We start from the raw sequence: 12,381 nt of genomic DNA, 5'->3' as shown, positions 1-12,381 counted from the left end.
CGGTTTTCGGAGACCGAAAACTTATACTTTCTTATGTGGAAAAAAAGAGGGGGAGTGAAGCGGGGCAGAAATTCTGAATCACATGTGGAATGAACTACTCAATCAGCTTTACATCAACAATGACTTCCAAATCTTGCTGACCGGCACCGCGATAGACGCCTTTGACGGGAACGATATCGTTGTAGTCGCGGCCGTGTCCGAGCTTAATATAGCGCCAATTGACCTCACAATTGTTCGTAGGGTCGTAGCCGAACCAACCAGTTCCCGGGATCAGGCACTCCACCCATGCGTGTGAGGCTTGGGTGAATTCCGTGCTGCCTCCTTGTAGATCGCCAACAAAGTGATAACCGCTTACGTACCTAGCAGGAATCCCTTTATCTCGGCAAATGGCAATCATAAAATGAGAGTAGTCCTGGCAAACACCACGCTTATATTGAAGCATTTCTCCAACGGTGGTCTGTACGGAAGTGGCTGAGGGATCATAGGTGAAGTCGCGATGAATCGTTGTGTAGATCGTACGTAGTAATGCGTATAAACTTATATCTTGATCGGAAATGGTATCTGAGTAAGACTTGAGTTCAGGGGTCAAACCCGTGTAGCTAGTAGGCAGCAAGTACTCCGCATGCTGATTCTGGAAGTCATCGCCAAGTCTCATCGCTTTCTCCTCGAAGGGAGAAGCGACGCCTGATGGGATGTTATCGTTGTCGTTCGTGACGACAGTCGACACCATTTTAATCGTTAGCTCGCGATGAAGTTTATTGACTGTAAAAGCATGTACGCGATTATGAAAAAAATCCGAGTACGTAAAGAAAGCAGAAGCAGGCTCCGTGGTGATGGCGTGGTGATAACAGGCTTGACGATTGTCAGTGAGAGGCGTTAAACGAACTTCATTGACACTGTCCTGCGCTGTATCGGTGTAGGAATAGCGTGTGATATGTGTAATCTCCAGCTTTTTCATGCGATGACCTCTTCCCGGGAGGGAAAAAAGACTTTGGACATCCTTAACCCCATCACGTTACAGGATTCCCGAAGCGCACTTAACGTCATTTCTAATTTGCCGGATAAAATATCCTCTTCGTCCATGCAAGCAAGGTTAGCCTTTACTTTTCCCGCTAGCTTAGCCAGTCTGTGTACAGCAAGGTTTAAATCGGGGTCCTCCATTTGAATGCCCTGTAGGGATCGCTCCAAGGATTGGAAAGAGAAACTAACCGAGCGTGGAAATGTTTCGTGAAGCATCAGAAATTTAATAATGCTGCTTAGATTAACGGTGTCCGCATGTTCCCTGCGATACGACTCATAACCGCTAACTGACTTCAAAACGGACAGCATAAGCGGGTAAGAGGAGAGTTCTTCCCTAGCGTAATCATGACATAACGATTGGAGTAAGCGCAGCAAGTTCTCAGCACGCTCCAAATATCTTCCGGCTTCCACGAAGTGCCATTCATTTTGACGCGGCATGACGGATGTGGCCGCCCCTTGAAACATTGACAAGGTGTCACGAATGAAACGATAGAACAAATGAGGCGAATCGTTTGTGATATCTCTTACTTCTTTTTCTTTTAGCCACAGATACAAGCCATTCATGATATCCCACAGCTCTGCGGGCATTTTCTCACGAATATTACGAAGGTTGGAGCGAGCATGGTTGGTGCAAGCGAGTAAAGAATTCGAATTATTTTTATCGAGTGTAATATATTGGAGGACATGCTGCTCGGTGAAGCTCCCATACTGCTCAGTAAATGCGGTACGGTCGCCAATCGTGTCAATTAATCGGCTCCACGATTGATCGCTGCTAGTCTCCTTCTCCTCGCGAATATGATAATACACGTCGATAAGTCTTGCGTGATTCTCCGTTCTTTCCGTATACCTGCCGATCCAGAATAAGGCTTCCGCTGTACGTCCCATCATCACCATGAACGCTTGCCTCCAATCTATATTTGTTTCTCTATGAATTAGTAACCCAAGTGTCCTTACATCCTCCGCCTTGCGATGAGTTCACGACGAGTGAACCTTCTTTAAGCGCAACACGAGTAAGTCCGCCAGGTATAACCTGAATGCTCTCGCCAGCGATGACGAAGGCCCGAAGATCGATATGCCGCGCAGCCATTTGACCGTCCATCATGACGGGAGCTCTGGAAAGCTGGATCGTTGGCTGAGCGATATAACGATCGGGATTCGCTATTATTTTAAGCCGAAAATCAGCCAACTCACTCTCAGAGGCCGAAGGACCAATGAGCATACCGTAACCGCCAGAGAGCGATGTCTCTTTGACGACCATTTCATCAAGATGCTGCAGCACGTAATCACGTTCTTCCGGTCTAGAAAGGATATAAGTAGGCACATTATTCAGGATTGGTTCTTCGTTCAAATAGTAACGAATCATGTCTGGCACATAGGCATAAATGGCTTTGTCGTCGGCCACGCCAGTTCCAGGGGCATTCACGATGTTAATATTACCCGCGCGATAGGCATTCATGATCCCCGCGACACCTAGCATCGAGTTCGGATCAAAAGCGAGCGGATCCAAGAAATCGTCGTCGATTCTTCGATATAAGACATCGATTTGGCGGAGTCCCTTGATCCCGCGAATATATACCTTATGATCAATGACGACGAGATCGTGTCCCTCTACAAGCTGTATGCCCATTTGCTGCGCAAGGAACGTATGTTCGAAGTAGGCTGAATTGTAGCAGCCTGGGGTCAGTAAGCCAATGACAGGATCAGATTTGCCCGAAGGGCTTAGCCTGCGCAATGCGGATAGAAACACATTTAAGCTAATCTCAATATCTTGGATCGAATGGCTAAAAACGAGCTCAGGGAATAAGTGCGTCATGATGGAACGGCTCTTGTACAAATAGGAGAAGCCTGAAGGTGATCGCAGATTATCCTCCAAAACGAAATATTCGCCATGTTCATCTCGAATTAAATCGATACCTGATACCGTTACGTACACATCATTCGGGATGGATAGACGCATCATTTCGGCTCGGAAATAGCAGTTGGAAAGGACCATTTTCCTAGGGATAATACCTTCCTTTAAGATGCATTGGTCATGATAAATGTCTTTGAGAAATAGATTAAGTGCCTTAACACGCTGTTGAAGCCCTCGTTCAAGCTTGAGCCATTCATCCCGTGGAATGATTCGTGGGATCGGATCGAAAGGGATGGTTCTTTCCAATGCTTCTGCTTGATCAGGGCTGTAGAGTGTAAACGTAATTCCTTCTTCCATCATGCGTTTCATGGTGGCCGTTTGGCGCTTGCTCAAATTTCCCGCCTTCATGGACATGAACTGAAGGAAAATATGTTGATAATGTGATCTTACCGAGTACGAGTTGACAAACATCTCATCAAAAAAAGGACGGGGATCATAGGGGGTGGTGACCAGATTCTCAGGTTTGGACATCGCAGCTCCTGGTTTCTTAGCTATACTTCGAGTGGAAGCTACGTTAGGATATGGGCCCGAAGCAGAAACCAGGCCTCCTTTCTGATCTAAATTCTTATTTTGTGTCAGGTAATATGACGCTAATTTATGGAAAAACAAATGATTTTTCTTATATTGTAAATTTATCAGAATATTATGTCAATATACATGACGTATAAATTAACTGACATGAAATGCGCAAATAGATCAAATGTTTGAAAATTTCAAGAAATTTCTGTTTTTATCTTGATTTACGTCGAAATCAGCTATAGAATGTCGAATAAGTAAATGTTATATAAAGTCACACGAGAATTGTGAATATAGGGGGTTGGGGTATGTTTGATTGGCTTGGATTTCGAAAAGGTCTGCCTTTGTGGTGGTCGTATCGTCTGAATCGTCATCTCAAGGAAGATGTGGAACATATCTTTGAAGGAATTGCGCATACGAGAATTGAAATTTTACGAAGCTGGGTGGAGGCATACTGGTCCAATTTGGATCGACTGCTTGAGCAGCTCTCTGATTTTGAACCTGGACCAACGACACAGGATGGTTCGATGGTTCAACGGTTGCTGGCAGCTGCCTCAAAGAGCGGGGCTGATTTCTCGGAGATCTTCATAGTAAATGAAAAAGCAGAAGTGATATACTCCACGTCCCCCGCTCACGTTGGGAAATCTTATGATTCAGGAAGTGATCTTACAAAAGGGCTAGAGGAAGCACGTAAAGGCAAGAAATGCTTATTCGGACCTTATTCCGATCCACTTACATTAAAGCTAGGTCCAAGCACTTCGCCGTTTCACGATGCTATGACACTTGCATTTATTACACCTATAATGGTTAACGGAAAATGGAAAGGGGCCATTTGCGGACGTGTCCCGAACGATGTGCTCGGTGATCTGATCCAGCGTGAATCTGGACATGTGTATCCGGACTCTGGAGATAATTATTTATTTATGGCGAAGCCTGTGTTAAATAAACAGATTGCCCCAGGCACTGCGTTATCTCGAAGCCGTTTTGAGGATCTTACCTTTACCCATGGTGATAATTTAAAAGATGGCGTGCGCACAGATTATGGTATTGTCGGTGTAAAGGAGCATACGGAGCTTGAGCTCATTTTTACGGATCCGGCAACGGGACAGCTCCATCCGGGGGTTGCGGGAACGATTGCAAAGGGACATAATCTATTCGCGGAGTTTCCAGGGTATTCCGATTATCGGCATATTTCTGTCATTGGCAAAGGTGTTACCTTCCAGCTTCCGCACTGCCCTGATGTTTGGGGGATGATGTGTGAAGGCGATCTAGAGGAAGTATACCGGATTCGCAGTATTGACTGGAAATTGTTTAAGCTGCAGCTGCGGTTCATTGTAGGTTATATATTACTCTCAGCAGGGGGCTTTTGGCTGCTGAATGGACAAGTTTCTAGTAGCTGGGGATCAGTAATTATGTCTGCTGTAAGTCTTGTGTATGGAGGAATAGGCGTAAGCATTATAAGGCAAAAAGGCAGCAAGCCGATCGTAAGGCAGCTCGCGCAAATGAATAAGTTCATCCGTATTAACGCAGAGGGAAGCGGTGATTTGACACAACGCCTGCAAGTGCAGGAGTTCGCTGGTGATGAGACGCGGGAATTGGCGAAATGGATTAATAATATGATCGATTCTCTTGAGGGTATCATGCTGCAGGTGAAACAAGCCGCGGCTGAAGTTCAGCTCAGCCAGGAACGTATGAATGATTCGACGGGGTCAACGGAACAATCGACTGGACGAATGAGCACCAAGATTCATGATATGATTCGTTCGCTGCGCGGTCAGCTCAAGGACATCGATGTTGCGAAGGATGTAACGCAGAATATGAGCGGGACACTGCGCGAATTGGAAGAAAAGGCTTCTGGTCAAATTGCTGTAGCGCAGGATGAAGTTGATCGTATTGGCGAAAAGATGAATCATATTTCGGCGAAAGTAGCTGAAACGAATCGTACCATTCAAACTTTTTTGCAAACGACGCAAGAAATTCCCAAGCTACTTAAGGTCATCGAAGAGATATCCGCTCAAACCAATCTCCTTTCCCTGAATGCTTCTATTGAAGCCGCGAGGGTAGGTGAGCACGGGAAGGGCTTCGCTGTCGTGGCCGGCGAGATTCGTAAGCTGGCTGAGTTGACCAAGAAGTCGACAATGGAAATCAATGACACCATTGAGCATATCGAACGTCATGCGAATGAAGCCTTCATTTCGATGGAAGAAGGCACCAAAGTTGTTCTGGAGGGGACGCAAATTGTGTCGGCAGCGTCTGAAATTCTCAGCAGCGCGAACGCGCACGACACCATGAAGACACAGGTGGTGGATGAAGTGGTGGCGCTGATGGAGAAGGTAGCGGCGGTAAGCATAGAGAATCGCCAAATATCGGCGGAGGTTGAGCGTACCGTGCAAGAGCTTCTGCAGGATATGCTTCACGTGCGCCAAACGACGGGGGATGTTGGCGCGATTACGGACTCGCTGCTCTTGCTTGTAAATCAGTTTCATTTAACGGAGAGCCGCATTCGATAATGGTTTGTTTCTAAGACATTTCCTGCGCATGTTAGCTAACCCATCCTGCATACAATGATAATGCGGAATGGGTTAGCTTTTTTATGCTTATGAAGTAAGTTTTCTAACGAAAACTCGAAGGAGGATGTCTAATGAATGACCGTTTGAGCATTCGAACGAATAGGGAGTACATGATGGATCCCGGCTATTTTCCAATGCTCGTAGAGCGTCTGAAGGAGGAGCATGTGCAGATGCGCGAGCAGCTCTCCGAGATCCGAACGATGGCTGCTTCCTTGTACTCCCTCGAGGATTGCTCAATAGGAATGTGTAAGCTGATTGAACTCCAAGATCTAATTCTTTCCCTTATTGAAGAGCTGGAACAGCATTCGGAATGGGAAGAAAAAGAACTATTTCCTCTTCTGCAATCTTATTTACAACCAACAACAGCGCTGTCTGTCTCTCGTTCCATGACTGTTTTAGAGCAGGATCATGACTTGGCGAAAAGAGTCGTGCAGGCTTTCGTAGATGGCGTGAATGCGATGAAAGTGCCGATAGATGAGGAGTTTTTACATTTGATGGCATCGGAATTAATGACAGCTTGCTTAATACTGCTCAAACATTTCACCTTAGAAGAGGAGCTTGTGTATCCGCTCACCGATCGTATCGTGGAACAATTAGCCTAAGTACATAAAAAAGGGTCTTCTCAAGTCATTTGACTTGTAGAGGACTCTTTTTTTTGTTGAGAAAAATTTATATGTTTTCTGAGGCATGAGAGATCTCCTTTTGGCTAGGTTCGTCAATGTTAGTACTGGAAAACTCACAGAAGAACTCTTCTTTTCAGCCACAGTCCCTTAGTATACTGTACATTTACCATTGGAAGGGGATGTAGCCAATTCAGATTTATATTGTTGCAAAGCGTGCATAGCCAATGCACAAGCTGTAAAGATATTTTTCATCGTTGCAGTCGCGAGGGGAAGGAAAACCGTGTCTCTAACGATGTTTTACATTCTTACAAACGAAAAGAAAGCAGCTTTTGTGCGCTGAGCGAGGCTGTAAAGATATTTTTCATCGTTACAGATACGAGGGGAAGTGGAATCGTGTCTGTAACGATGTTTTGCATTCTTACAAACGAAAAGAAAGCAGCTTTTGCGCGCTGAGCGAGGCTGTAAAGATATTTTTCATCGTTACAGTCGCGAGGGGCAGGTAAACCGTGTCTGTAACGATGTTTTACATTCTTACAAACGAAAAGAAAGCAGTATTTGTGCGCTGAGCGAGGCTGTAAAGATATTTTTCATCGTTGCAGTCGCGAGGGGAAGGAAAACCGTGTCTCTAACGATGTTTTACATTCTTACAAACGAAAAGAAAGCAGTTTTTGCGCGCTGAGCGAGGCTGTAAAGATATTTTTCATCGTTACAGATACGAGAGGAAGTGGAATCGTGTCTGTAACGATATATTTCATCTTTACAGACGAGAAGACGGCGGATTGGTATCAATCCGAGCGAGTGGTAGCAAAGAGAAGTTCGCTCTACTTCAACAAGGTAGAAAAAGTAGAAGGCAGCACAAAGTAGAACAAAAAGGGGATGGGTGTGAGGGTGGAAAGGCGCCTTGCGGTGGGCCGCCTTTGAAGTCGTGTTTATACCGCATAATAAATTCAAAGAACACGACTTCAACAGCGGTTGGAACCCCACATCCATCCCTCCCCGTGCTCAAAACGTATGGGTTTAAACGAGAAAGGACCGTCAGGAGGATCTTCCCTGACGGTTTTTCTTATCGAGCAAGATTAACTATCAGGAATCGAACCTACGCAATAATATTTGATATTTGATCAAATATCAAATAATCTGTTTACAGGTCTAATTCAGATGTGATATTATATCAAATATCAAATAAGATAAATTAAGAGGAGAAAAAACCATGGATGTAACTCAGGAATCAGCATTAAATGAAACGACTTATTCACGTGTTCGCGATAAATTGCGCCAAGATATTTTATCCGGTGAATTTAAACCTGGTGTACGCTTGCGGATCGTCGATTTATCCAATCGTTACGGCGTTAGTCAGATGCCGATTCGGGAAGCTCTCCAGCAGCTTCAAGGGGAAGGACTCGTTAGTTTGCTGCCTCATAAAGGAGCAAGTGTACGTGAGGTGAATGAGAAGTTCGTATCTGATATGTACGATATTCGCATGGCGATTGAAACGATGTTGGTTCGGGGTGGCGTGCCTTTCATGAAAGATAGCGATTACAACAGACTTGTTGCTATTCAAGAGCAATACGAAAGGGCAGCCGAGGAAGGCGACTTGTTATTATGCCTCAAGCTTAATGAGAGCTTTCACAAAATCATTAACAACCTGGCAGAAAATCCCGAAGCGATTCGCATAATTGATCGGCACTGGGGACTGATTGACAGCATGCGCCAAATATTTGGTTCGAACCGGGGGGCCGATATTAGTAACGATCATCGGATGCTGCTGGAGGCTTTGAAAAATCGAGATGCAGAAGCTGCCGCAAATATTGCCAGAGATCACGTCATTAAGGCCAAAGAGGATTTGATTGCAAGAATGAAAGCAACGGGAAAACCATCTAAAGCTTAGATGGCGTTTACGCTTAAAAATTAAAACGCTTACAAGAGAAGGGGGTTGAGCGTGTTGTATGATCAAACGGTGACGAATCTCAAGGGGGCTTCAAAGTCACTAGAGCGGAAGAGGAAATGGTCCCATATTCGGAAAGATAAGCTATTATACCTCATGGCTATTCCAGGGATTTTGTTCTTTATCGTGTTCCATTACATACCAATGTACGGCATTTTGCTTGCATTCAAAAAGTACAATATTTATCAAGGATTTTTCGCTAGCGAATGGATTGGGTTGGATAATTTCAAAACGTTGTTCACCATGTATGGATTCGACAGAGCTTTCAAGAATACCATTATCATTTCGATCTACCAACTAGTATTTGCATTTCCCTTCCCAATTATATTGTCTATTCTGCTGAATGAAATCCGGCATCAACTGTATAAAAAGTTCGTTCAAACGTCGATTTACCTGCCTCATTTTGTGTCATGGATTATTATTTCGGGTATTTTGTTCGCCATCTTATCTCCTTCTACCGGTGTAATCAAAGAGATCGCAGGGTTTTTCGGGTATGAAAACTTCACCTTCAACCTGCTGAGCAGTAAGGAATATTTCCGGAGCCTGCTTGTCATATCGAATATCTGGAAGGAAGCGGGCTTTGGTACGGTGCTGTATCTCGCTACCATTGCAACGATTGATCAACAGTTGTATGAGGCGGCAAAAGTGGATGGCGCGAAGAAATGGAAGCAAATTTGGCATATTACGCTGCCGGGTTTGCGGACGACGATTGTCATTTTACTTATTTTTCGTGTGGGAAGCATGCTCAATACCGGTCTGGATCAAGTGTTTGCGCTCTATAACCCTCAGGTTTACGAGGTTAGTGAAATTTTAGACACGTATATTTACAAATTGGCTTTTCAGGAAGCGAAATATGATTTGGCTACGGCATCAGGTTTATTCAAATCGTTAATTAGTCTAGTCCTCGTTTTATTTACAAACTTTATTGCCAAAAAAATTGATTCAGATAGTGGTTTGATGTAACCGATTTCGTACGAAGGAGGTTCACCTGGTGAAAGAGTCATTTGGGGAACGTTTATGGTATTTCATTTTGAACGCAGGCATGCTGCTGGTATCGATCGTTACCTTGTATCCATTTTGGCATGTGCTGATGTATTCGTTAAGTGATCCCAAGCTAGCTATGGGTGGAGGGCTATTCTTATGGACGAAAGGCTTTTCTCTTACTTCCTATGAACTGCTGCTTCAGAGCAAAGGGATTTATTATGCTTATGGAAACTCCATTTTTCGCTTAGTTATAGGAACCGCGATCAATATTGTGTTGACCGCCATGTTGGCTTATCCCCTATCTATTCGAAGATTTGTGGGAAGAAACTTCATTACACTCATGATTTTCTTCACCATGCTGTTCAGCGGGGGCATGATCCCGACTTACTTAATTGTCAAAGAGCTCGGTTTGATCGATTCGATTTGGTCGCTCATTATTCCAACGGCTCTAAGTGCGTGGAACCTGATTATTTTGAAAAATTACTTTCAGAGCTTGCCCGCCGAGCTTGAGGAATCGGCAAATATCGATGGGGCTGCTCCGATTCGCATATTATTTTCGGTCATCCTGCCCGTATCGGGTCCTGTTATCGCCGCAATTGCTTTATTTTACGGAGTAGCTCATTGGAACTCGTATTTTGATGCTATTCTTTACATCAACTCTGATGCGAAACAAGTGCTCCAAGTGTTTCTGCGAACGATGCTGCAGAGCAGCTCGTTACAGCAGGTTCAAGGGGCGGAGAGCTTAGCTTCCTCCATCGGGTTGGTCACCGAAGAGTCGGTCAAAATGGCTACGGTTGTTGTTTCCGTGATTCCGATGCTGCTCGTGTATCCGTTCTTGCAAAAATATTACGTAAAAGGCGTAATGGTAGGATCTATCAAGGGTTAGATTTTGCAGAGTGATAGTTAAGCTCTCAAAATAGATATATTACTTAGGGGGGTATATATATGGTGAAGTTGAAGAAGACAGTCACATTAAGTTTAATCAGCGTGATGATGCTGAGTACGGTCGCTTGCTCTGTTGGAGGGAACACAAAAGAAGGCAATAAAACGGGTGAAACCAGCAAACCGGCAGCACCAGCAACGGTACGGATTTTGATCGACAAGACGACTAACTTTCCTGAAGATAACGCGGTAGTCCAGGAGATTCGCAAAAAAACAGGTGTTAATGTCCAGTTCTTGACGGTAGACACGGCAGACCTGGAAACAAAATTAAATACAATGATTGCGTCCAATGATATGCCAGATGCCTTTCTAAACCCGAATAAAGCAAAAATTAAGGATTTAGTTCGCAATCAGGCAATTATTCCAATGGATGATTTATTGAAAACCAACGGGAAAAATATTTTGGACAACAAAGGCTCCATATTAAAAGGCGCTACGCAAGTTGATGGCAAAGTGTACGCCATTCCGCGTGGTTGGGGATTCGGAAGTGCTTTGGCTATTCGCAAAGACTGGCTGGATAAATTGAAGCTGCCCGTTCCTAAGACGATCGATGAATACTATACGGTGTTGAAAGCATTCGCTAATCAGGACCCTGATGGCAATGGTCAAAAGGATACGCTTGGTGTGGGGGCTTACTTCGGAGGCGGGAGCGGCTACCAAACGTTTATACACTTCTTTGCGGCCTACGGCGTTCCTATCGGAAGAGGAAAAATGGTTGATGGAAAAGTGCTTCCTTGGGTATTGCAGCCCGGATTTATGGATGCCATCAAATTCCTGAACAAATTGAATAAAGAAGGCTTGATGGATCCCGAGTTCGCTACGATTTCCAATTTGAAAGAATTTGAGAAGCTATGGAACGGCAAGATGGGGGCTTTCGATTTCACCCCGAACGGGACTACGCAAAACTGGTTGACTCGTTATGTTGAAAATCCTAAGCCGGAATTTGCGTACACCGTTATTAAAGGACCGAACAATCAAGGAGGCACTCTCAATTTATACCTTGAAGACTCCGGCCCGTGGATGCACATCAGCAAATCATCCAAACATCCTGCAGAGGTTATGAAAGTATTGGATTTCATGATTAGTGATGAAGGCGATAAATTGACGTGGGCAGGCATTGAGGGTAAGCATTACAACATGGAGAACGGTAAGTTCTCGTGGATCAAACCTTATGATGATGCTACTAGCTTGCGTAATGAGGGAGGATTCGCCTACAACGGAGTCATGAATAGAATTAATGGCTTCTCGGTTCAATTGCTGAACGATAAAACGAAAGCCGGTTTGAAGCTTGCTGCTGACAATGTGATCGAAGATGCTTATCTTTACGATATTCCTGCCGTTGAATTGGAGAAAAAGAAAATATTAGAAGACATTATGAATGAAATCTTCATTTCCTTAATCGTATCCAAAGGCGATCTTGACAAAGAATACGAGTCGCTCAAGAAAAAATATTTGGATGCGGGCGGTCAGAAGTGGATCGAGCAAGCTACGGAAATTTACAAAAAGGAACATCCAGAGAAGAAGTAGAGGGATTAAATAATAGAAGGTTCATAGGGGTGCGTAGATGAAAATTACTGGCGTGAATACGTTTGTCGTCGATTGTTACCGTACAAACTTCGTATTCGTCAAAATTTACACAGATGCAGGTATTTCAGGGGTTGGCGAAGCAACGCTGGAGTATAAAGAGAATGCTGTAACTGGGGCAATAGAAGATATAAAACGTTACCTAATCGGTAAAAGCCCGCTAGATATCGAAGCGCATTATCACAATATATATCGTGATGCCTACTGGCGGGGCGGAGCTGTACTGATGTCTGCGCTCAGTGCAGTGGAAATGGCAATGTGGGACATTAACGGTAAATCATTGGG

Annotated in this window: 10 protein-coding genes and 1 pseudogene; 8 read left to right on the top strand and 3 right to left on the bottom strand. The window is 44.4% G+C overall.

The window, feature by feature from the left end; genetic code table 11:
* Positions 1-94: 94 nt before the first annotated feature.
* Genes GC102_RS15065 through GC102_RS15055 form a run of 3 tightly spaced genes read right to left on the bottom strand, consistent with a single transcriptional unit; the run spans position 95 to position 3,403 of the window.
* Positions 95-958 (bottom strand): transglutaminase family protein, encoded by an 864-nt coding sequence (locus GC102_RS15065; RefSeq protein ID WP_171690275.1) that lies wholly within the window; start codon positions 956-958, stop codon positions 95-97.
* Entirely contained in the window at positions 955-1,914 is a 960-nt protein-coding gene (locus tag GC102_RS15060; RefSeq protein WP_171690274.1) for an alpha-E domain-containing protein, read from the bottom strand. Before GC102_RS15060 ends, GC102_RS15065 begins: the two co-directional genes overlap by 4 nt.
* 31 nt (positions 1,915-1,945) lie before the next feature.
* Positions 1,946-3,403 (bottom strand): circularly permuted type 2 ATP-grasp protein, encoded by a 1,458-nt coding sequence (locus GC102_RS15055; RefSeq protein ID WP_171690273.1) that lies wholly within the window; start codon positions 3,401-3,403, stop codon positions 1,946-1,948.
* A gap of 353 nt (positions 3,404-3,756) precedes the next feature.
* On the opposite strand from GC102_RS15055, the gene GC102_RS15050 reads away from it, so the two are divergent.
* The 8 genes and pseudogenes from GC102_RS15050 to GC102_RS15020 form a co-directional block, all read left to right on the top strand.
* Positions 3,757-5,958 (top strand): methyl-accepting chemotaxis protein, encoded by a 2,202-nt coding sequence (locus tag GC102_RS15050; protein ID WP_171690272.1) that lies wholly within the window; start codon positions 3,757-3,759, stop codon positions 5,956-5,958.
* Positions 5,959-6,089: 131 nt separating this feature from the next.
* Positions 6,090-6,620 (top strand): hemerythrin domain-containing protein, encoded by a 531-nt coding sequence (locus GC102_RS15045; protein ID WP_171645974.1) that lies wholly within the window; start codon positions 6,090-6,092, stop codon positions 6,618-6,620.
* Positions 6,621-7,373: 753 nt separating this feature from the next.
* Positions 7,374-7,505, top strand: a complete 132-nt coding sequence (locus GC102_RS40055) for a hypothetical protein (RefSeq protein ID WP_281367666.1) — start codon at positions 7,374-7,376, stop codon at positions 7,503-7,505.
* Between the two features lie 346 nt (positions 7,506-7,851).
* Positions 7,852-8,529, top strand: a complete 678-nt coding sequence (locus GC102_RS15040; RefSeq protein WP_171690271.1) for a GntR family transcriptional regulator — start codon at positions 7,852-7,854, stop codon at positions 8,527-8,529.
* Positions 8,530-8,580: 51 nt separating this feature from the next.
* Positions 8,581-9,549, top strand: coding sequence for an ABC transporter permease (locus tag GC102_RS15035; protein ID WP_312883282.1), 969 nt, complete (start codon positions 8,581-8,583; stop codon positions 9,547-9,549).
* 28 nt (positions 9,550-9,577) lie between these two features.
* Complete coding sequence (locus GC102_RS15030; RefSeq protein WP_216628065.1) at positions 9,578-10,456, top strand: carbohydrate ABC transporter permease; 879 nt, start codon at positions 9,578-9,580, stop codon at positions 10,454-10,456.
* Between the two features lie 59 nt (positions 10,457-10,515).
* A complete protein-coding gene (locus GC102_RS15025) occupies positions 10,516-12,039 on the top strand; it encodes an extracellular solute-binding protein (protein WP_171690270.1) in 1,524 nt (507 codons plus the stop codon).
* A gap of 37 nt (positions 12,040-12,076) precedes the next feature.
* Positions 12,077-12,381 (top strand): annotated as a pseudogene (locus GC102_RS15020) (mandelate racemase); the annotation flags it as partial.

It is taken from the genome of Paenibacillus germinis (genome assembly GCF_013141785.1).
Classification (GTDB): Bacteria; Bacillota; Bacilli; order Paenibacillales; family NBRC-103111; genus Paenibacillus_E; species Paenibacillus_E phytorum.
The sequence above is the reverse complement of the archived record's forward strand: the minus strand, read 5'-3'. Positions and strand labels throughout refer to the sequence as shown.